Source organism: Streptomyces sp. ISL-94 (genome assembly GCF_018614075.1).
Classification (GTDB): Bacteria; Actinomycetota; Actinomycetes; order Streptomycetales; family Streptomycetaceae; genus Streptomyces.
Window position 1 is genome coordinate 1 of sequence record NZ_JAGGOZ010000010.1, and the last position, 20,225, is coordinate 20,225.

The following is a 20,225-nucleotide window of genomic DNA, read 5'->3' on the forward strand; positions in this document are numbered from 1 at the left end:
GCCTATCGGCAGGTAGGGCTCAATCAACTTCCACTGCTCATCGGTCAGTTGCCTGCGCGTCACGATCGTCTTCCTACTGGATTCGCCCTCAAGACGGATCCGAATCAGCAAGATTGATCACGACATCACACAAGCCCTAGAAGCCGCCCCCGCCGTCGAATCCACCGCCTCCGTCGAAGCCGCCCCCGCCGCCGAAGTCCCCGCCGCCGAAGTCGGACGGGTTGAAGTCGGCCCCGGAGACGTCGCCGCCCTCGAAGCCGGACCCGTAGTCACCGCCGCCGAAGTCGGAGGCGTAGGCGGGGCTGGACATCATCGAGCCGAGCATCGTGCCCATGAGCAGGCCGGGCAGGATGCCGCCGCCGAAGTAGCCGCCGGCCCAGGGACCGTACGCCGGGCCGGCGTCGTAGTAGGGGCGCGGCCCGTGCGCGGTGTCGACCGTGCGGACCGCCGGGTCCTGGCCGTCGCGCAGCCGGACGGCGTCCGCCGTGCACAGGGGCACGGTACGCTCCGCGCCCCCAGCCGGGGCCCAGGCGGCGTCCTCGGCGCTCGGGCCGTGGCGCGGATCGAAGAAGCAGGGCAGCCGGCGCTCCGGCACGGGACGGCCCTGCCGGCGCGCGTCGAGGCAGGCCAGAGCGTAGCGGCCGTCCTCCAGCGCCTGGGTCACGCCCTGCACCTCTTCGGGGCGCTGCACCGAGACCATGATCTGTTTGGCCTTCTCGTACGAGTCGAGGCCCTGCCCGTAGTCCCTGCGCATCGCGTCGTCGGCGCCGGGCTCGCCGGGATGGAAGTCGAGCCGGTCCAGCTCCTCGCCGAAGGCCGTGATGTCCTCGTCGACGACCACGCTGAGGCGCTCGATGGCCTCGCGCCGGGCCTCTTCCCTCTTCTTCCGGTTGCGGCGGACCAGCGCGTAGGCGCCACCGCCGCCGACCACGGCCGCCGCGCCGAGGGTGATCAGGCCGCCGACCGGGGCGCCGCTGTCCGCGCCGGTGCTGTCCCAGGAGGCCGGGGCGCTGCCCTTGGCCTGGCTCAGGGCCTGGTCCACGAAGTTGCCGAGCTGGGTGGCCGCGTCGGGCGCCCCCGCCTTCACCGCGTCGGTGAGGTTGCGCACGGCGTTCACCGGCATGACCGCCCTGTCGGCACCGGCGTTGAAGCCGTCGCCGAGCCGGATCGCGTAGAGCCCGGTGATGCCGGTTTCGGCCCGGACGGCGCTGAGCACCTTGTCCGGCGGGAACTCGGCGGTGGCCGGCAGCACGGCGACGAACACCGGCTTCCCGGCATCCTTGATCTTCTGTGCGAGCGCCTCCGCATCCGCCTGGGGCAGCTGCGCCTCCGCACGCGGGTCGACGTAGACCGGCCCTTCCTTGAGAGCCTCCGCCACGGCGGCGACGCCGGTGGCGGCCGACGCCTGCGGGGCGGCCACCAGGGCGGTCGCGGACAGGGCCAGCAGCAGACCGGACAATACGGATATCAGCCTGGTCCTCATACTCACGACGCTACCCGAACAGGGGTTTTCCTGTGTGAGTAGGGCATAAGGGCCCGCGACGGCCCGCGCGGCGTTCGACGGACACCGCGCGGGCCGGGGGGATCACTGCTCGGGACTACTCGGCCGGTTCGACGCCCGCGTGCAGGAGGCCGTAGGTGAAGGCGTCCTCCAGGGCCTGCCAGGACGCGGCGATCACGTTCGGGGCCACGCCCACCGTGGACCACTCGCGGACGCCGTCCGTGGTGGCGACCAGCACGCGGGTCGTGGACTCCGTGCCGTGCTTGCCCTCCAGGATGCGGACCTTGTAGTCGACCAGCTCGAACTTGGCCAGCTGGGGGTAGAAGCGCTCGAGGGCGACCCGGAGCGCGCGGTCCAGGGCGTTGACCGGGCCGTTGCCCTCCGCCGTCGCGACGATCCGCTCGCCCTTGGCCCACAGCTTCACCGTGGCCTCGTTGGCGTGGGTGCCGTCCGGGCGGTCCTCGACGATCGCCCGCCAGGACTCGATGCGGAAGTACTTGCGGGCCCGGCCCTCGGCCTCGGCGCGCAGCAGCAGCTCGAAGGAGGCGTCGGCGGCCTCGTACGTGTAGCCCTGGAGCTCGCGCTCCTTGACCCGCTCCACGACCCGGGAGATCAGCGCGCGGTCCCCGCCCAGGTCGACGCCGAGCTCCTTGCCCTTGAGCTCGATGGAGGCGCGGCCGGCCATGTCGGAGACCAGCATCCGCATGGTGTTGCCGACCCGCTCGGGGTCGATGTGCTGGTAGAGGTCCGGGTCGACCTTGATGGCCGAGGCGTGCAGGCCGGCCTTGTGCGCGAATGCGGAGACACCCACGTAGGGCTGGTGCGTGGAGGGCGTGAGGTTGACGACCTCGGCGATGGCGTGCGAGATCCGGGTCATCTCGGCGAGCGCGCCCTCGGGGAGCACCTTGCGGCCGTACTTGATCTCCAGCGCGGCGACGACGGGGAAGAGGTTGGCGTTGCCGACGCGCTCGCCGTAGCCGTTCGCGGTGCACTGGACGTGGGTGGCGCCCGCGTCGACGGCGGCCAGGGTGTTGGCGACGGCGCAGCCGGTGTCGTCCTGGGCGTGGATGCCCAGGCGGGCGCCGGTGTCGGCGAGGACGGTGGCGACGGTCGCCGTGATCTGGGCCGGCAGCATGCCGCCGTTGGTGTCGCAGAGGATGACGACGTCGGCGCCGGCCTCGTGCGCGGTGCGTACGACGGACTTCGCGTACTCGGCGTTGGCGCGGTAGCCGTCGAAGAAGTGCTCGCAGTCGACGAAGACGCGGCGGCCCTGGGCGACGAGGTGGGAGACGGTGTCCCGGACCATCTCCAGGTTCTCGTCCAGGGTGGTGCGCAGGGCGAGCTCGACGTGCCGGTCGTGGGACTTGGCGACGAGCGTGATCACCGGGGCGCCGGACTCCAGCAGGGCCCGCACCTGCGGGTCCTCGGCGGCCGAGCCGCCCGCCCGCCGGGTCGCTCCGAAGGCGACCAGCTGGGCGTTCTTGAAGTCGATCTCGGCACGGGCCCGGGCGAAGAACTCGGTGTCGCGGGGGTTGGCGCCGGGCCAGCCGCCCTCGATGAAGCCCACCCCGAAATCGTCCAGGTGCCGGGCGATCGTCAGCTTGTCGGCGACCGTGAGGTTGATGCCTTCGCGCTGGGCACCGTCGCGCAGGGTGGTGTCGAAGACATGGAAGCTGTCGTCGAGGACCTCTGTCGTCGTCATGCTGATCTGACTCCTGTCGGATGAGTGGCTCCGGGCGTACGGGATCCACTGCCCCCATCATCGCGCGCGGCCCGGTCCCGGCAGGAATGGGCCGGGAAACGAAAAAACCTCTCGCGGGTGCGAGAGGTCTGCGCGCGGGTCTGGGGCACGATGGCCTCTGCCGCGGAGTTCTTCCGCGGTTCAGCGGTCAGTGCGGACCGGCGCGCTGCTGCCGATAATCATGGGCTGAGCAAGCACGCCCGCAGTTTGCCATAACGCCTGCGGCGCGCGGACACCGATCTCAGCATGCGGGCACCTGCTGCGTCGGCCTGGACTCCGCCCCCGGGGCCCGCGCCGGACCGGCCGTGGTCGGCTGCCGCGCCGCTGCTGGGGCTCCGCCCCGGGCCCCGCGCCTCAAACGCCGGCGGGGCTGGATGTCGGGGCCAGGCCTTCGGTCAGGAATTCCGCTACGTGGGAGAGGATCTCCTCGCGGGAGAGCAGGGGGAGGCCCACCGCCAGCTGGATGCTGAATCCGTCGAGCAGGGCCCTGGTGCGGGTGGCGAAGCGGTCGGCGTCCACCGGGCGGAACTCGCCGCGCGAGATGCCCTCGGCGAGCAGGGCCACCAGGTCCCGGTGCCAGGCGCCCTCGATCGCCGCCTGCCGGTCGCGTTCCTCCGGTCCGGCGGTCTGGGAGCGGTTCCAGACCTCCAGCCACAGGGTCCAGTGCGGGTCCCGGGCGTGCTCCGGCACGTACAGGTCGACGTACTCCCGGAGCCGCTCGCGCACCGGGCCGCGACGGGACAGCAGAGCCCGGCGCTGGTCGCCCAGCGCCGCCTCGCTCCACTCCAGGGTCTGCAGCAGGAGCTCGTCCTTGCTGCGGAAGTAGTAGAGGAGGTGGCCGCTGCTCATGCCGACCTCGCGGCCCAGACCGGCCATGGTCAGGCCTTCCAGGCCGCGCTCGGCGATCGTGGCCATGGCGGCGACGAGTACGTCCTCGCGCGGGGGCGCGTTCTTGCGCGCTGCCCGTACCGGTACTCCACCCGCGGCCATGGGCCCACTCCTTGTCCGGATCCCGAAGGTCAGACCTTCGGCTGCTGCTGGGTGATGCAGTGGATTCCGCCACCCCCGGCGAAAATCGTACGTGCGTCAACGAGTGTCACGGTCCGCTCGGGGAACAGTCCGCTAAAGATCTCGGCGGCCTCCTCGTCGCGCGGGTCGTCGAAGGAGCACAGCACCACGCCGCCGTTGCACAGGTAGTGGTTGATGTACGAGTAGTCCACCCACTCGCCGTCCTCCTCCAGCACGGTCGGTGCCGGGATCTCCACGACCTCCAGCCGCCGGCCCTGGGCGTCGGTGGACGCGCGCAGGATGGCCGCGATGGTCTTGCAGCGCTCGTGGTCCGGGTGGGCCGGGTCGGGCTGGGTGTGGACCATGACCACGCCGGGGCGGGCGAAGGCGGCGACGATGTCGACGTGGCCCTGGGTGCCGTAGGTGCCGTAGTCGCCGGCCAGACCGTACGGGAGCCAGATGGCCTTGGTGGTGCCGAGGTGCGCGTGGATCTCCCGCTCGACCTGCTCGCGGGTCCAGTCGGGGTTGCGGCCCTTGCCCAGCTGGACGGTGTCGGTGAGGAGCACGGTGCCCTCGCCGTCGACGTGGATGGCGCCGCCCTCGTTGACCAGCGGGGTGCTGTACGTGCGGGTGCCGACGAGGTCGGAGATGTGCCGGGCGATCTTCGAGTCGTGGTCCCAGCGGGCCCACTCCTGGGCGCCCCAGCCGTTGAAGGTCCAGTCGACGGCCGCCAGCTCGCCGGCGCCGTTGGTGACGAAGGTGGGGCCGATGTCCCGCATCCAGGCGTCGTCGAGCTCGCGCTCCACCAGCACCAGTTCGTGGCCGTCGGCCCCTCCGGCGATCGCGCGGGCGCTGTCCGCGTCACCGGGCGAGACGACGAGGGTCACGGGCTCGTACGTGCGGACCGCGCGGGCGACGGCGCCCCAGGCCTCGCGGGCCTCGGCGAGCTCCTGCTCGTTGGTGAAGGTGGGGTTGGGGCTGGGCCAGGCCATCCAGGTGCGCTCGTGGGGCATCCACTCGGCGGGCATCCGGAATCCATCGTTCACGGGCTGTGCAGTCATGGCGGGGAGGTCCTTACGGGCTGGCTTAGAGGAAGTACAGGCGGTTGAGGGAGACCGACTCGGCGGCTTCGGAGCGCAGCGGTTCCCCGTCGAGGGAGACGAGGCCGCTGCGCGCGTCGACATCGACCGCGCCCACCCGGGAGTTCAGGAGCAGGTCCTTGGGGCCGATGCCGCGGGTGCCGCGGACGGCCACCCGGCGCCGGCGGGTCGGCATCTCGTCGCTGCCGAGGGCCGCCGCGGCGGCCGAGACGAAGGCGACGGAGATGTCGGCGGCGGTGGCGCCGTACGAACCGAACTGCGGGCCGAGGACCAGCGGTTCGCAGGTGTCGGTGGCGGCGTTGGGGTCGCCGGTGACCCCGTAGGCCGGGAAGCCGGACTTGAGGACCAGCTGCGGCTTGGCGCCGAAGAACTGGGGGCGCCACAGCACGATGTCGGCGAGCTTGCCGACCTCGATGGAGCCGATCTCGTGGGCCAGGCCGTGGGCGATGGCCGGGTTGATGGTCAGCTTGGCCATGTAGCGCATGACGCGGGCGTTGTCGTCGCCCTCGCCGTCGCCGGCCAGCGGGCCGAGCTCGCCCTTCATCTTCGCCGCCATGGCGAAGGTGCGGCGGATGGTCTCGCCCGCGCGGCCCATGCCCTGGGCGTCGGAGGAGGTGATGCCGATCGCGCCGAGGTCGTGCAGGACGTCCTCGGCCCCCATCGTGCCCGCGCGGATCCGGTCGCGGGCCATGGCGGCGTCGCCCGGGAGGTCGGGCTTGAGGTCGTGGACGGAGACGATCATGCCGTAGTGCTCGGCGACCGCGTCCCGGCCGAAGGGCAGGGTGGGGTTGGTGGAGGAGCCGATGACGTTCGGCACGCCCGCCATCTTGAGCACGTTGGGGACGTGTCCGCCGCCGCAGCCCTCGATGTGGAAGGCGTGGATGGTCCGGCCGTCCAGGACGCGCAGGGTGTCCTCGACGGAGAGGCACTCGTTCAGGCCGTCGCTGTGCAGGGCGACTTGGACGTCGTACTCCTCGGCCACCCGCAGGGCGGTGTCCAGGGCGCGGGTGTGGGCGCCCATGTCCTCGTGGACCTTGAAGCCGGAGGCGCCGCCCTCGGCCAGGGCCTCGACCAGCGGGGCCGCGCCCGAGGAGGAGCCGCGGGCGAGGAAGCCGATGTTCACGGGCCAGGCGTCGAAGGCGCTGAAGGCGTGCTTGAGCGCCCACGGGGAGTTGACGCCGACGCCCCAGACCGGGCCGAACTCCTGGCCGATGATCGTGGTGACGCCCGCGGCGAGCGAGGCCTCCATGATGCGCGGGGACAGCAGGTGGACGTGGGTGTCCACGGCGCCGGCGGTGGCGATCAGGCCCTCGCCGGAGACGATGCTCGTACCGGTTCCGACGACGACGTCCACGCCGTCGAGGGTGTCGGGGTTGCCGGCCCGGCCGATCGCGTGGATGCGGCCTTCGCGGATGCCGATGGAGACCTTGCGGATGCCGAGGACGGCGTCGATGACCAGCACGTTGCTGATGACGACGTCGCAGGTTTCGCGGACTGCGGCGGCCTTCAGGTGCAGGCCGTCGCGCGCGGTCTTGCCGAAGCCGGCCAGGAACTCGTCGCCGGCCTTCTGGGCGTCGGACTCCACCCGGACGGTGAGCCCGGAGTCGCCGAGCCGGACCCGGTCCCCGGCGCGGGGGCCGAAGACGGAGGCGTACTCGTGCGGGTCGATGTGCCGGCTGCCCGGCGCACAGTGGTCGCTGTGGGGGGTCTGGCGGCTCATGCCTGGTCTCCGTCCGCGGATTCGGTGGTGCTGGGTGCGGCTGCGCCGGCGGGGCGCTCCGGGTCGGCGCCCAGGTACCCGCACGCGGCCGCCCGGCTCAGCGCCTGCGCCTTGGCGCCGGGGGCGTCCAGGGGACCGTCGACCAGGCCCGCGAAGCCGATGGCGATGCGGTCGCCGCCGATGGGGACCAGCCCGACCTCGCCCTCGCCGTGGGGGTCGAACCGTACGGAGGAGCCGGCCGGCACGCACAGCCGCATCCCGTAGGCGGCGGCGCGGTCGAAGTCGAGGCGGGGGTTGGCCTCGAAGAAGTGGAAGTGCGAGGTGACGCTCACCGGCACGGCGGCGGTGTTGCGCACGCGCAGGTGCACCACCGGCTCGGGCTGGGGGACGCCGGGGCCGGGGACGACCGCGCCGGGGGCGTCGTCGCCGAGGGAGACCGCGCCGCGGATGGGCGAGGAGACCACCGCGAGGCGGGATCCGTCGTCGAAGACGGCCTCCACGTGGACCTCGGTGACCACGTCGGCCACGCCGGGCAGGACGTCGTCGGGGCCCAGCACGGCGCGGGCCTCCTCGATGGCCTCCGCCAGCCGCTTCCCGTCGCGCGCGGCCTCGCAGACCGTGTCCGCGATCAGCGCGGTGGCCTCCGGGACGTTGAGCTTCAGGCCCCTGGCCCGCCGGGCCCTGGCCAGTTCCGCTGCGCTGCGGAGCAGCAGCCGGTCGCGCTCCGTAGGGGTCAGCCGCACGGCGATCCACCACCTTTTGACTCGATGGGTTAGAGCATCACTCTAACTCTTCATTTCCTTGCTGGGAATCATTGACCTATCAGCAGGGCGTGAGTCACATTGAGTGTCGCTCAAAGAAGTGCGCAACCACCCCCCGCCCTGCCAAGGGAGTCCCCCCATGCCCATCGAACAGCGCGGAGTCGACACCATCCCGGAAGAGGAGCGAACGAGCGGTCCGCGTGACCTGATCTCGATCCTGCTCGGCTCCAACCTCTGCCTCGGCGTGATCGTCTTCGGCTGGCTGCCCCCGTCCTTCGGACTGGGCCTGTGGCCCTCGGTCACCGCCATCGTGACCGGCACCCTCGTCGGTATCGTCTTCACCGCGCCGCTGGCGCTGGTATCCCTCAGGACGGCCACCAACCTGTCCACCTCCAGCGGCGCCCAGTTCGGCGTGCGCGGACGGCTGGTCGGCTCAATCGTGGGCCTGCTGCTCTCGCTCGGCTACACCGCGCTCACGCTGTGGATCGGCGGCGACGTGATGGTCGGCACCCTTTCCCGGCTCACCGGACTCCCGGACACCGGTGTCTCGCGGGCCGTGATGTACGGCGTACTGGCCGCGTGTACCGTCGTCGGGGCCGTCTTCGGCTACCGGCTGCTGCTGCGCATGAGCAAGATCCTCTCCATCGGCATGGTGGTCCTGCTGGCCGTCGGCCTCTTCGCCTACGCCCCGGACTTCACCACCGCCGCGCCGCCGGAGACCCCCCTCCTCCTCGGCTCCTTCTGGCCGACCTGGCTGCTCGCGGCCGTCGCCGCCGGACTCAGCGGCCCCGTCGCCTTCATCACCCTGCTCGGCGACTACACCCGCTACATCTCCCCCCGCAAGCACAGCTCCCGCAAGGTGTTCTGGGCCACCGGCCTGGGCCTGCTGATCGGTCTGCTGATACCGCAGCTCTTCGGCACCTACACCGCCCTCGCCGCCAAGGCCGGCGCCGACTACGCCGGGCCCCTCGTCGAGGCCGCGCCGTTCTGGTACCTGGTTCCGCTGCTCGCCGCCGCCGCGGCCGGCTCGGTGGGCAACGCCGGGCTGATGCTCTACTCCATGGGCCTGGACCTCGACGCGATCGTCCCCAAGGCCACGCGCACCAAGGCCACCGTGATCGCCGCGGCCGTGGCCACCGCGTTCGTGTTCTTCGGCTCCTTCTCGTGGGACGTGCAGTCCGCGATGACCTCGTTCGTACTGCTGCTGACCGCGATCGGCACCCCGTGGGCCGTGGTCACCCTCATCGGCTACGTCCGCTGCCGCGGCGAGTACGACGCCGACTCCCTCCAGGTCTTCAACCGCCGCTCGGTGGGCGGGGTCTACTGGTACCGCAACGGCTGGAACCTGGCCGCCACCGCCTCCTGGGCCATCGGCGCCGGCGTCGGCCTGCTCGCCGTGACCACGCCCTTCTACGAGGGCCCGCTGCTCGCCCTCACCGGCGGCGTGGACTGCTCCTTCATCCTGTCCGGCCTGGCCGGCGGACTGGTCTACCTCGCGCTGACCGCCCGTACCGCCCCCTCCACGGTCGCAGCCGCTGCCGCCGAGGAGCCGGTGGCCGCCTGAGCCACCCGGTACGCACGAAGGCCCGCGCCCGGAAGTCCGGGGCGCGGGCCTTCGTGCGTCGGCCGTCCTACCCGAGCGGGTGCATCCAGCCGTGGTGGTCGGCGGCGTGGCCGGTCTGGAGCTCCAGAAGGGCCTTGCGCAGGCGCATGGTGACCTGGCCGGGCTCGCCGTCGCCCTGGATCCAGTCGGCGCGCTCGGACTTGACCGAGCCGACCGGGGTGATGACGGCGGCGGTGCCGCAGGCGAAGACCTCGGTGAGGGTGCCGTTCGCGTTGTCGCGCTGCCAGTCCTCGGTGGTGATCCGGCCCTCCTCGGCGGTGTAGCCGAGGTCGCGGGCGATGGTGAGGAGGGAGTCGCGGGTGATGCCGGGGAGGAGCGAGCCGGTGAGCTCGGGCGTCACGATGCGGTCGCCGTACACGAAGTACAGGTTCATCCCGCCCATCTCCTCGATCCAGCGGTGCTCGACGGCGTCGAGCCAGACCACCTGGTCGCAGCCGTGCGAGGCGGCCTGGGCCTGGGCGACGAGGGAGGCCGCGTAGTTGCCGCCGGTCTTGGCGGCGCCGGTGCCGCCCTTGACGGCGCGGACGTACTCCTCGGAGAGCCAGACGGAGACCGGCTTGACGCCACCGGGGAAGTACGCGCCGGCGGGCGAGGCGATGACGATGAAGAGGAACTCGTTGGCCGGGCGGACGCCGAGGCCGACCTCGGAGGCGAACATGAACGGCCGCAGGTACAGGGAGGCCTCGCCGGAGTCCGGGACCCAGGCGCGGTCCTGCGTGATGAGCGCGTCGCAGGCGGCGATGAACAGGTCCACCGGCAGCTCCGGCATCGCCATGCGGCGGGCGGACGTCTGGAAGCGCTCGGCGTTGGCCTCGGGCCGGAAGGTGGCGACGGTGCCGTCGGGCTGGCGGTAGGCCTTGAGGCCCTCGAAGATCGTCTGCGCGTAGTGCAGCGTCATGTTCGCCGGGTCGATCGCCAGGGGCGCGTACGGGACCAGTTCGGCGTCGTGCCAGCCGCGGCCCTCGGTCCACTTGATCGTCACCATGTGGTCGGTGAAGTGGCGGCCGAAGCCGGGGCTGGCCAGGATCGCCTCGCGCTCCGCGTCGGACAGCGGGTTCGAGGAGGGCTTGAGCTCGATCGTGGGCGTCGTCATGAGTGCTTGTCCTTCACCGTTTGTGTATGGCGGACCGCGCTCATGCGTACTAGTTACTAGGACGTCCGAGCTTCCCCGTAGTCCGCGGCCTCGCGTTCGATTATCGCGCGCGAGGGGAGTTCGGAGAAACGGGGTGTTGCGGCCCAGGGGAGATGGTGGCACCCGGGGCCGCACAGGAGAAGCCGCCGGGTCCTGGAATGCGACCCGGCGGCTTCCTGAGGTGGAGCTGCCGGGTCAGCCGGCTACGCGAGCGGCGAGAGCGTCGCCGATCTCGTCGGTGGAGCGGAAGGTGCCGTCGCGCTCGGCCAGGTCGGCGGAGACCGCGTCCTCGATGCGGACGGCACGGTCCTCGTGGCCGAGGTGGCGCAGCAGGAGGGCGACGGAGAGGATCGTCGCGGTCGGGTCGGCCTTGCCGGTGCCCGCGATGTCCGGGGCCGAGCCGTGGACGGGCTCGAACATGGAGGGGAAGGCGCCGGTCGGGTTGATGTTCCCGGAGGCGGCGAGGCCGATTCCGCCGGTCACGGCGGCGGCCAGGTCGGTGAGGATGTCACCGAAGAGGTTGTCCGTGACGATGACGTCGAAGCGCTCGGGCTGGGTGACGAAGAAGATCGTCGCGGCGTCGACGTGCAGGTAGTCGGTGGTGACCTCGGGGTACTCCTGGCCGACCTTGTCGAAGATGTTCTTCCACATGTGGCCCGCGTACACGAGGACGTTGTTCTTGTGGACGAGCGTCAGCTTCTTGCGGGGGCGGGCCTTGGCGCGCTCGTACGCGTCGCGGACCACGCGCTCGACACCGTAGGCGGTGTTGATGCTGACCTCGGTGGCCACCTCGGCGGGGGTGCCGGTGCGCAGCGAGCCGCCGTTGCCGGTGTACGGGCCTTCGGTGCCCTCGCGGACCACGACGAAGTCGATCTCCGGACGGCCGGCGAGCGGGGTGGCCGTGTTGGGGAAGAGCTTCGAGGGGCGCAGGTTGATGTAGTGGTCGAAGGCGAAGCGGAGCTTCAGCAGCAGACCGCGCTCCAGGACGCCGGACGGGACCGACGGGTCGCCGATGGCGCCCAGCAGGATCGCGTCGTGGTGCTTGAGGGCTTCGAGCTCCGCGTCCGGGAGGGTCTCACCGGTGCGGTGCCAGCGCTGGGCGCCGAGGTCGTATTCCTTGGTCTCCAGCTTCACATCCTGGGGCAGGACCGCGGTAAGGACCTTGAGTCCCTGAGCCACGACTTCCTGGCCGATGCCATCACCGGGGATCACTGCGAGATTGATGCTGGTCGACATGGCGAAACCGTACTCCGTGTCCCAGCCCTCAGACATACTGCGTCCAGCATCTGGACCCATGTGGACGCAACATGTCCTGGGGAGGGGCTGCTCAGTGGCCGGTCGCCCCGCCGTTGTCGCGGCGGTCGAGGGCCCGCTGGAGGGCCGCGGCGGCCTTCTTGCGGTCGGCGTCCGCGGTGGAGGAGCGGCGGACGCGGCGGGGGGCGGTGGCGGGTGCGTTCATGGTGATCGACTCCTTGAGATCACGGCGTGGCGGGGCCACGGATGAGGGGTTCCTTCAAGGCGCCGGAAGAGGCGGGGAGCGGTGCGCCGCAGGGGTTGCCTGCCAGGGCGCGCGCTCTCGACCGCCATTCGCCGGATCGGCGAGACGTTCGGCTCCTACAAAGCTAGGGCAGGTCCCGCTGTATGTCTCCGCAATTACTCGGACTTCCTAGTATCTGAGACGGCGAACCCCCGGAAGGCCTCTTCCAGGCGGTCCGTGTCAGCCCTTGTCCGAATCAGAGCCCTGACGGCGAGGGTCGCGGCGGATTCGGGCGTCGTGACGTATCCCACCCGTCTCACCGGCCTCATGGGGCCCAAATCGGTGATCTGCACCGCCGCGCCGGCCTCGCGGAGCGACAGCTCCGGCAGGATCGCCATGCCGAGGCCCCGGCCGACCATCGTCAGCACCATGCCGTCGTCCTCCGCCTTCACGGTGGCCGGCGGGATCCAGTCCTGGGCCCGCCACCAGTCGCGGGTGTAGGAGCCGCAGTTCTCGTCCCAGTCCAGCAGGGGGAGCGACTTCGGGTCCGGGTGGCCGACCGGGTGGACCAACGCGTACGCCTCCTGCGCCAGCACCCCGGCCAGCAGCCCGGGCGGCAGCTCCGCCGGGCCTCCCAGGGTGGCGATGCCCAGGTCGGCGCGTCCGGCGGCGACCTCCCCGGCCGTGCCGGCGCCGAGCTCGCGCACCACCCGGACCTCGGGGCGGATGCCGGGGTGCCGGGCGGTGAGCCGTTCCAGGGCGGGCGGCAGCAGGTGCAGGGCCGCACTGCGGAAGGCGGCGATCCGCAGGACGCCTTCGAGCGCGCCGGCGTCCGCGCCCGCGCCCGCCGGGCCGCCCCGGGCCGCGCCGCGCGCCTCCGCGCCGAGGACCTCGTACAGCCGCAGGATCCGGCGGGCGTGGCCGACGGCCCGCTCCCCCGCCGGGGTGGGCGAGGCTCCGGTCCGCCCGCGCTCGAAGAGCACCGCCCCGACCTTGGACTCGCTGCCGCGCACGGAGTGCGAGACGGCCGACTGGGTGAGGCCGAGCGCGGCGGCCGCCGCGGAGAATCCGCCGGTCTCGGCGACGGCGACCAGGATCCGCAGTTCCTGCGGGAGGAGATCGGACACCGGGGCCCCCACCTCGTTCTATGAGCGTCATTCATGAATGTGCGGCTTCCATGAGCCCAACCCCCTGCCCGGCCGGGAGATTCCTCCCTAGCGTCTGCGCCATGACCACGAACACCGCATACGCCGTCCACCAGATCGCCCGCCCGACCGGCTTCCCCGCCGCGTCCGACTTCGCGTACGCCGCCTCCCCCGTCCCCGAAGTCGCCCCCGGCACCGCCCTCGTACGGAACCTGCTGCTCTCGGTCGACCCCTACCACCGCGGGATGATGGACGGCGGCGAGGACGGCTTCGAGCTCGGCACCCCGCTGGAGGGCCGGTCGGTGGGCCGCGTGCTCGCCTCCCGCGACCCCGGGCTGCGCGAGGGCGACCTCGTCTTCCACCGGCAGGGATGGCGTACGCACGCCCTCGTCACCCTCGGCGTGGACGGCGCGCGGAAGCTGCGCGGCCACGAGGGGATCCCGCTGGAGGCGTACCTCTCGATCCTCGGCGGCACCGGCCTGACCGCGTACGCCGCCCTGACCCGGACGGCCGCCCTGCGGCAGGGCGAGGACCTGTTCGTCTCCGCCGCGGCGGGCGGAGTGGGCACGGCGGTCGGGCACATCGCCCGGCTGCTCGGCGCCCGCCGGATCGTCGGCAGCGCGGGCTCGGCGGCCAAGGTCCGCCACCTCACCGAGGTCCTCGGCTTCGACGCGGCCTTCGACTACCACGACGGTCCGGTCGGCGGACAGCTCGCGAAGGCCGCGCCCGACGGCATCGACGTCTACGTGGACAACGTGGGCGGGGAGCACCTGGAGGGCGCGATCGACGTCCTGCGCGAGTACGGGCGTGTCGCATGGGTCGGCGGGATTTCGATGTACAACGGCGACCGGTCCCCCGCCGCGCCGCGCAACCTCTTCGAGGTCGTACACAAGTCGCTGCGGCTGGAAGGGGTATTGGTCCGCAACCACACCAATCTGCAGGACGAGCTGGAGGACTTCCTGGTCCCCCATCTGCGCAGCGGCCGGATCGGTACCGACACCACCGTTGTGCAGGGGTTCGACCACACGGTGGAGGCCTTCCTGGGCATGCTGCGCGGGGACAATCTAGGCAAGATGCTCGTCCGCGTCGGGGACTGATTCCAGCCACCCGGATGTTCACCGACTTCTTACCGCACGGCTGTAGACCTTTGGCCCGGCGCCCGCCACTCTGTGCGTCAATGTGCCGCCGGGGCACTGGAGTTGGAGGCGAGAAGGCAGTGACACCGATCAGCCGCAGAGGGTTCGTGGGAATCGGCGCCGGGCTGATGGCAGGTGCTGCCCTGCCCGCGATCGCGCCGACGACGGCGGCCGCGGCCTCCGCGACCGGCACGATCACCGACGTGAAGCACGTCGTGATCCTCATGCAGGAGAACCGCAGCTTCGACCACTACTTCGGAAGGCTGAAGGGCGTCCGCGGCTTCGGCGACCGCGCCGCCGGCAACATCCCGGGCGGCTGGGGCATGTTCAACCAGCCCAACTGGGGCGGCCGCCAGTACCCGTGGAAGCTGTCCGCCACCCCGCCGGCGGGCGGCGTGGACAGCGAGACGCTGGCCCAGTGCAACGGCGACCTCCCGCACAGCTGGACCTCGCAGCACGCCGCCTGGAACAAGGGCCGGATGGACAACTGGGTCGCCGGCGTCGGCAACACCCGCACCCTCGGCTACCTCGACCGCGGGGACATCCCCTTCCACTACGGCCTCGCGGACAACTACACGGTCTGCGACGCCTATTTCTGCTCGACCCTCAGCGCGACCGGCCCGAACCGCACCTTCCTGTGGAGCGGCAAGGTCGACGCGGGCAGCAAGGACGGCGGCGACGAGTCCGGGCTGACCTGGGAGACGTACGCGGAGGCCCTGCAGCGCGCCGGCATGAGCTGGAAGGTCTACCAGAACGCGCAGGACAACTACGGGGACAACGGTCTGGCCTACTTCAAGAAGTTCACGGACGCGGCGCCCGGCAACCCGCTGTGGGACCGCGGTATGGGCTCCGTCCCGAAGGCCACCGGCTCCACCCCGGACGACATCGCCGCCGCCATCCGCGCGGACGTGGTCGCGGGCACCCTCCCCCAGGTCTCCTGGGTCGTGGCGAGCGAGGCCTTCTCGGAGCACCCGTACGCCCCGCCCGGCGACGGCGCGCACTTCGTGGACCTGGTCTACCGCGCGCTGGCCGCCGACCCCGAGGTCTTCGACTCCACGGTCCTCTTCCTCAACTACGACGAGAACGACGGCTTCTTCGACCACGTCCCGCCGCCGGTCGCCCCGCCCGGCACGCCCGGCGAGTACATCGACGGCACCCCGATCGGCCTCGGCTTCCGCGTGCCGATGGTGGTCATGTCCCCCTGGACGCGCGGCGGCTGGGTCAGCTCGGAGGTCTTCGACCACACCTCGGTGCTCCGCTTCATGGAGACCTGGACGGCCGCCCTCGGCACCCCCGCCACCTGCCCGAACATCAGCGCCTGGCGCCGCAGGGTGGTGGGCGACCTGACCGGCGTCTTCGACTTCGCGCACCCGGTCTACGGGGTCCCCGCCGGCCTCCCGTCCACCGCCAAGGTCATCGGCCAGTCGACCTGCGGCCCGCTGCCCAACCCGGTCCCGCAGGACAACGCCCTCCCGGCGCAGGAGCCGGGCACCCGACCGGCGCGGGCCCTTCCGTACCAGGTGAACGGCAACCTGGACCGCTTCGAGTTCGGGGCGGCCGGCAAGATCCTGGCCTGGTTCTCGATGACCAACCAGGGTGCGGAGGCGAAGCGGGCGGCGCACTTCTCGATCCACCCGCACCAGTACCGGGACACGGCGGCCTGGCAGTACACGGTCGACCCGGGCGCGGCCTCGGCCGACTACTTCAACATCGGCACGGGCTCCGGCTCCGGCAAGTACGACATCTCGATGTACGGCCCGAACCGGTTCCTGCGCCGCTTCATCGGAGACGCGACGAAGGCCGGCAAGGCGATCGAGGTCGCGGCCCGCTTCGCGGTCGAGCCCGGCACCGGCAAGACGGCGGTCTACTTCAAGATGACCAACTCCTCCGCCTCCCCCGTCACCTTCACCATCCGCTCCAACGCCTACCGCACGGACGGCCCGTGGACGTACGCCGTCCCCGCGAACTCCTCGCGGGAGGACTACTTCAACGCGGTGGCGTACAGCAACGGCTGGTACGACTTCACGATCCTGGCCGACTCCGACGGCACCTGGTCCCGCCGCTACACGGGCCACATCGAGTCGGGCGCGCCGAGCATCTCGGGCTCGTAGCCCCGCCGCTCCGGCAGGTCGGCGGCGCCGAGCCGCCCGGCGGGGTCCAGCCGGATCCCCCGGGCGGCGCCAGGCGTGTCCGTGTATCGGTCGCGGAAGCGGTGTCCCCCCGCCACGAATCGGCCTGCACCTTCCTGGCGCCCCGCGTGACCGCCCCAGCACACTCGCTCCATGTCGCCTTCCACTGAGCACTGGACCCCCACCCACGGCGAGCCGTACCGCCCCACCGCCTACCGGCCCGAGCGGATGCCGAGCACGGAATCCCTCGCGCGAGCCGCCGAGTTGCGGGCGCGGATGGACGAACGGCGGACCGTACGCCACTTCTCCCCCGACCCGGTGCCCGAGCAGGTCGTCCGGGACGCCATCGCGTGCGCCGCGACCGCGCCCTCCGGGGCGCACCAGCAGCCGTGGACCTTCGTCCTGGTCAAGGACCGGGCGGTCCGGCGGCAGATCCGCGCCGCCGCCGAGCAGGAGGAGGCGCTCTCCTATGACGGCCGCCTCGGCGACGAGTGGCTCGCCGCCCTGCGCCCCCTCGGCACGGACGCCGTGAAGACCCACCTCACAGAGGCGCCGGCCCTCGTCGTGGTCTTCCAGCAGCGCTACTGGCTCGGCCCGGACGGCACGAAGCGCAAGCACTACTACGTCGACGAGTCGGTCGGCATCGCGGTCGGCATGCTCCTGTCCGCCCTCCACCTGAGCGGCCTGGCGGCCCTGGTCCACACCCCGAGCCCGATGCGCTTCCTCTCCCACGTCCTGAACCGCCCCGAGAACGAGAAGGCCTTCGCGGTCATCCCGGTCGGCTACCCGGCGGAAGACTGCGAGGTCCCCGACCTGGTCCGCAAGACCCTGGACCAGGTCATCGTCGAGGTCTGACGCGGAAATGGAACCGCCCCCGCTCCGGACTTGGGGGTACCGGAGCGGGGGCGGGGTTCAGCGGGGCGGTGGTCAGCCCATGTGCGGGTAGCCGTAGTCGGTCGGGGCCACCAGGGTCTCCTTGATGGAGCGGGTCGAGGTCCAGCGCTGCAGGTTCGTCGCCGCGCCGGCCTTGTCGTTCGTGCCCGAGGCGCGGCCGCCGCCGAAGGGCTGCTGGCCGACGACGGCGCCGGTGGACTTGTCGTTGATGTAGAAGTTGCCCGCCGCGAAGCGGAGCTTCTCCATCGCGTCCGCCGCCGCGTAGCGGTCCCCGGCGATGATCGAGCCGGTCAGGGCATACGCCGAGACGGACTCCATCTGGGCCAGCATCGCCTCGTAATCGGCGTCGTCGTAGACGTGCACGGCGAGGATCGGGCCGAAGTACTCGGTCGTGAAAACCTCGTTCTCCGGGTCGGTGCACACGATGACGGTCGGGCGGACGAAGTAGCCCTCCGAGTCGTCGTACGTGCCGCCCGCGACGATCTCGCAGGTCGGGTCGGCCTTCGCCCGGTCGATGGCGGCCTTGTTCTTCAGATACGAACGCTCGTCGATGACGGCGCCGATGAAGTTGGTCAGGTCGCGGACGTCACCCATGGCGATGCCGTCGACCTCGGCTGCGAAGGCCTCCTTGAAGCCGTCGTTCCAGATCGAGGCCGGGATGTAGGCGCGGGAGGACGCCGAGCACTTCTGGCCCTGGAACTCGAAGGAGCCGCGGGTCAGCGCGGTCTTCAGGACGGCGCGGTCCGCGGACGGGTGCGCGACGACGAAGTCCTTGCCGCCGGTCTCGCCGACCAGGCGCGGGTAGGACTTGTACGTCTCGATGTTGTTGCCGACCGTCTTCCACAGGTACTGGAAGGTCTTGGTCGAGCCGGTGAAGTGGATGCCCGCGAGCTCGGGGTGGTTCAGGGCCACCTCCGAGACCGCGATGCCGTCACCGGTGACGAGGTTGATGACGCCCTTGGGGAGGCCGGCCTCCTCCAGGAGCTCCATCAGCAGGACCGCGGAGTGGGTCTGCGTCGGGGACGGCTTCCACAGGACCACGTTGCCCATGAGGGCGGGGGCGGTCGGCAGGTTGCCCGCGATGGCCGTGAAGTTGAACGGCGTGATCGCGTAGACGAAGCCCTCCAGCGGGCGGTGGTCGCTGCGGTTCCACACGCCGGCGGAGTTCGCGCCGGGCTGCTCGGCCAGGATCTGGCGGGCGAAGTGGACGTTGAAGCGCCAGAAGTCGACGAGCTCGCAGGGGGTGTCGATCTCGGCCTGCTGCGCGGTCTTCGACTGGCCCAGCATGGTGGAGGCGGCGAGCTTCTCGCGCCACGGGCCGGCCAGCAGCTCGGCGGCGCGCAGGATGATCGCGGCGCGGTCGTCGAAGGACATCGAGCGCCAGGCCGGGGCGGCGGCGAGGGCGGCGTCGACGGCCTCCTGCGCGTCGGCCTGGGTGGCGTTGCCGTAGGTGCCGAGCACCGACTTGTGGTCGTGCGGCTGGACCACGTCGAAACGCTCGCCGCCGCCCATCCGCTTGACGCCGTTGATCGTCATCGGGAGGTCGATCGGGTTCTCGGACAGCAGCTTGAGCTGCGTCTCGAGCCGTGCGCGCTCCGGGGTGCCGGGGGCGTACGAGTGGACCGGCTCGTTGACCGGCGCGGGGACCTGGGTCACAGCATCCATGGGGGCACCTCTTCCGAGTGAAATCGTCGACTTCAGCCGAGAGGGACTGAAGCGGCGGCATAGATTGGGTGGCGGTCAGGGCTAGACCATCACGCGTTCGCGACAGCGGGCGAGTGAGAAGCCCTACGGGGCGGAGTCACGGGGCTGGTAACTCCTTCGTGGGGTCTACAACCAGCATGGACCGGCTCAGCCGGCCGATGAGCGGCGGTTGCCATCGCCTGGGGGCTCCCTGAGTGACGGCAACCGCCGCTCACTGCATGCTCAGTTCTTGGTGATCATCGAGCGGACGAAGAAGAGCAGGTTGGCCGGCTTCTCCGCGAGACGGCGCATGAAGTAGCCGTACCAGTCCGTCCCGTACGCGGTGTACACACGCATCCGGTGGCCCTCTGCCGCAAGCCGCAGGTGCTCCTCGCTGCGGATGCCGTACAGCATCTGGAACTCGTACTCGTCCAGCTTGCGCCCGGCGGACCGGGCGAGCTCCTGCGCGATGGCGATCAGACGCGGGTCGTGCGACCCGATCATCGGGTAGCCCTCGCCCTCCATCAGGATCTTCATGATGCGGACGTACGCCCGGTCGACCTCGGACTTGTCCTGGTAGGCGACCTCGGCGGGCTCCTTGTAGGCGCCCTTCACGATCCGCACGCGGCTGCCGGCGGCGGCCAGCCGGCGGGCGTCGGCCTCGGTGCGGAAGAGGTAGGCCTGGATCACGCAGCCGGTCTGCGGGAAGTCCCGGCGCAGTTCCTCGTGGATGGCGAACATCGAGTCGAGGGTGGTGTGGTCCTCGGCGTCGAGGGTCACGGTGGTGCCGATGGCCGCGGCGGCCTTGACGACCGGGCGGACGTTGGCGAGGGCCAGCTCGTGACCGCCCTCCAGCGCCTGCCCGAACATCGACAGCTTCACGGACATCTCGACGGTCTCGCCGAGGCCGAGGTCCGCGAGGCGCTCGATGAGGTGGAGGTAGGCGTCCCGGGCGGCGTGCGACTGCGCCACCTCGGTGATGTCCTCGCCGACGACGTCGAGGGTGACCTCCAGGCCGCTGCGCGTGAGCCGCTCGACGATGGGGATGACCTGGTCGACCGTCTCCCCGGGGATGAAACGGTTCACCACGGGCTTGGTCACCGGGGCGGCAGAGACGATACGGCGCATCGTGGCGCTGCGCGAGGCGGCGAGGATCACGGGACCCAGCACGGGG

17 protein-coding genes are annotated in these 20,225 nt (G+C 71.3%); 4 read left to right on the forward strand and 13 right to left on the reverse strand.

Annotation, left to right across the window (positions count from 1 at the left end):
* Positions 1-136: 136 nt before the first annotated feature.
* From J7E94_RS02980 to ureA, 6 genes are all read right to left on the reverse strand, one after another.
* A complete protein-coding gene (locus J7E94_RS02980; protein ID WP_215012049.1) occupies positions 137-1,483 on the reverse strand; it encodes a hypothetical protein in 1,347 nt (448 codons plus the stop codon).
* A gap of 115 nt (positions 1,484-1,598) precedes the next feature.
* On the reverse strand, positions 1,599-3,203 hold the full coding sequence (gene cimA, locus J7E94_RS02985) for a citramalate synthase (protein WP_215012050.1): 1,605 nt from the start codon (positions 3,201-3,203) through the stop codon (positions 1,599-1,601).
* A 393-nt stretch (positions 3,204-3,596) separates the two neighbouring features.
* Positions 3,597-4,232, reverse strand: coding sequence for a TetR/AcrR family transcriptional regulator (locus J7E94_RS02990; RefSeq protein ID WP_215012051.1), 636 nt, complete (start codon positions 4,230-4,232; stop codon positions 3,597-3,599).
* Positions 4,233-4,261: 29 nt separating this feature from the next.
* Positions 4,262-5,311: an agmatine/peptidylarginine deiminase gene (locus J7E94_RS02995; RefSeq protein ID WP_251056053.1), complete on the reverse strand. Its 1,050-nt coding sequence runs from the start codon at positions 5,309-5,311 to the stop codon at positions 4,262-4,264.
* 25 nt (positions 5,312-5,336) lie between these two features.
* Positions 5,337-7,070, reverse strand: coding sequence for an urease subunit alpha (locus J7E94_RS03000; protein ID WP_215012054.1), 1,734 nt, complete (start codon positions 7,068-7,070; stop codon positions 5,337-5,339).
* Entirely contained in the window at positions 7,067-7,813 is a 747-nt protein-coding gene (ureA, locus tag J7E94_RS03005; protein ID WP_215012055.1) for an urease subunit gamma, read from the reverse strand. Before ureA ends, J7E94_RS03000 begins: the two co-directional genes overlap by 4 nt.
* A gap of 157 nt (positions 7,814-7,970) precedes the next feature.
* Between ureA and J7E94_RS03010 the strand changes: the two genes are divergently transcribed.
* A complete protein-coding gene (locus J7E94_RS03010; protein WP_215012057.1) occupies positions 7,971-9,395 on the forward strand; it encodes a cytosine permease in 1,425 nt (474 codons plus the stop codon).
* Between the two features lie 67 nt (positions 9,396-9,462).
* On the opposite strand, the gene J7E94_RS03015 is transcribed toward J7E94_RS03010, so the two are convergent.
* The 4 genes from J7E94_RS03015 to J7E94_RS03025 all read right to left on the reverse strand — a co-directional run bounded on the left by J7E94_RS03015 (position 9,463) and on the right by J7E94_RS03025 (position 13,191).
* Complete coding sequence (locus J7E94_RS03015; protein ID WP_215012059.1) at positions 9,463-10,548, reverse strand: branched-chain amino acid aminotransferase; 1,086 nt, start codon at positions 10,546-10,548, stop codon at positions 9,463-9,465.
* A gap of 234 nt (positions 10,549-10,782) precedes the next feature.
* Entirely contained in the window at positions 10,783-11,823 is a 1,041-nt protein-coding gene (locus tag J7E94_RS03020) for a 3-isopropylmalate dehydrogenase (RefSeq protein WP_215012061.1), read from the reverse strand.
* Positions 11,824-11,914: 91 nt separating this feature from the next.
* Positions 11,915-12,046, reverse strand: a complete 132-nt coding sequence (locus J7E94_RS35290; protein ID WP_285440698.1) for a hypothetical protein — start codon at positions 12,044-12,046, stop codon at positions 11,915-11,917.
* 194 nt (positions 12,047-12,240) lie between these two features.
* The gene (locus J7E94_RS03025) at positions 12,241-13,191 is read right to left on the reverse strand and encodes a LysR family transcriptional regulator (RefSeq protein ID WP_215012063.1); all 951 of its coding nucleotides are present in this window, start codon (positions 13,189-13,191) and stop codon (positions 12,241-12,243) included.
* A gap of 101 nt (positions 13,192-13,292) precedes the next feature.
* Between J7E94_RS03025 and J7E94_RS03030 the strand changes: the two genes are divergently transcribed.
* Together J7E94_RS03030 and J7E94_RS03035 are read left to right on the forward strand one after the other, a co-directional pair.
* Positions 13,293-14,306, forward strand: coding sequence for an NADP-dependent oxidoreductase (locus tag J7E94_RS03030; protein ID WP_251056054.1), 1,014 nt, complete (start codon positions 13,293-13,295; stop codon positions 14,304-14,306).
* Positions 14,307-14,425: 119 nt separating this feature from the next.
* Positions 14,426-16,456, forward strand: coding sequence for a phosphocholine-specific phospholipase C (locus tag J7E94_RS03035; protein WP_215012067.1), 2,031 nt, complete (start codon positions 14,426-14,428; stop codon positions 16,454-16,456).
* Here the strand turns inward: J7E94_RS03035 and J7E94_RS03040 are convergent.
* Positions 16,408-16,572: a hypothetical protein gene (locus tag J7E94_RS03040; protein ID WP_215012069.1), complete on the reverse strand. Its 165-nt coding sequence runs from the start codon at positions 16,570-16,572 to the stop codon at positions 16,408-16,410. The genes J7E94_RS03035 and J7E94_RS03040 overlap by 49 nt on opposite strands.
* Positions 16,573-16,627: 55 nt before the next feature.
* Between J7E94_RS03040 and J7E94_RS03045 the strand changes: the two genes are divergently transcribed.
* Complete coding sequence (locus J7E94_RS03045) at positions 16,628-17,329, forward strand: nitroreductase family protein (protein ID WP_215012070.1); 702 nt, start codon at positions 16,628-16,630, stop codon at positions 17,327-17,329.
* Positions 17,330-17,401: 72 nt separating this feature from the next.
* Here J7E94_RS03045 and pruA read toward each other — a convergent pair whose 3' ends face one another.
* Both pruA and J7E94_RS03055 read right to left on the reverse strand, forming a co-directional pair.
* Positions 17,402-19,033 carry an L-glutamate gamma-semialdehyde dehydrogenase gene (pruA, locus tag J7E94_RS03050; RefSeq protein ID WP_215012072.1) on the reverse strand — a complete coding sequence of 544 codons (1,632 nt, stop codon included), beginning with the start codon at positions 19,031-19,033 and terminating at the stop codon, positions 17,402-17,404.
* Positions 19,034-19,294: 261 nt separating this feature from the next.
* Positions 19,295-20,221, reverse strand: coding sequence for a proline dehydrogenase family protein (locus tag J7E94_RS03055; protein WP_215012074.1), 927 nt, complete (start codon positions 20,219-20,221; stop codon positions 19,295-19,297).
* Positions 20,222-20,225 lie beyond the last annotated feature (4 nt).

What these genes read in the sequence shown, in the direction of transcription:
- J7E94_RS02980 (WP_215012049.1), bottom strand. Translation starts at nt 1,483, where the DNA reads ATGAGGACCAGGCTGATATCCGTATTGTCCGGTCTGCTGCTGGCCCTG.
- cimA (WP_215012050.1), bottom strand. Translation starts at nt 3,203, where the DNA reads ATGACGACGACAGAGGTCCTCGACGACAGCTTCCATGTCTTCGACACC.
- J7E94_RS02990 (WP_215012051.1), bottom strand. Translation starts at nt 4,232, where the DNA reads ATGGCCGCGGGTGGAGTACCGGTACGGGCAGCGCGCAAGAACGCGCCC.
- J7E94_RS02995 (WP_251056053.1), bottom strand. Translation starts at nt 5,311, where the DNA reads ATGACTGCACAGCCCGTGAACGATGGATTCCGGATGCCCGCCGAGTGG.
- J7E94_RS03000 (WP_215012054.1), bottom strand. Translation starts at nt 7,070, where the DNA reads ATGAGCCGCCAGACCCCCCACAGCGACCACTGTGCGCCGGGCAGCCGG.
- J7E94_RS03010 (WP_215012057.1), top strand. Translation starts at nt 7,971, where the DNA reads ATGCCCATCGAACAGCGCGGAGTCGACACCATCCCGGAAGAGGAGCGA.
- J7E94_RS03015 (WP_215012059.1), bottom strand. Translation starts at nt 10,548, where the DNA reads ATGACGACGCCCACGATCGAGCTCAAGCCCTCCTCGAACCCGCTGTCC.
- J7E94_RS03020 (WP_215012061.1), bottom strand. Translation starts at nt 11,823, where the DNA reads ATGTCGACCAGCATCAATCTCGCAGTGATCCCCGGTGATGGCATCGGC.
- J7E94_RS35290 (WP_285440698.1), bottom strand. Translation starts at nt 12,046, where the DNA reads ATGAACGCACCCGCCACCGCCCCCCGCCGCGTCCGCCGCTCCTCCACC.
- J7E94_RS03030 (WP_251056054.1), top strand. Translation starts at nt 13,293, where the DNA reads ATGACCACGAACACCGCATACGCCGTCCACCAGATCGCCCGCCCGACC.
- J7E94_RS03045 (WP_215012070.1), top strand. Translation starts at nt 16,628, where the DNA reads ATGTCGCCTTCCACTGAGCACTGGACCCCCACCCACGGCGAGCCGTAC.
- pruA (WP_215012072.1), bottom strand. Translation starts at nt 19,033, where the DNA reads ATGGATGCTGTGACCCAGGTCCCCGCGCCGGTCAACGAGCCGGTCCAC.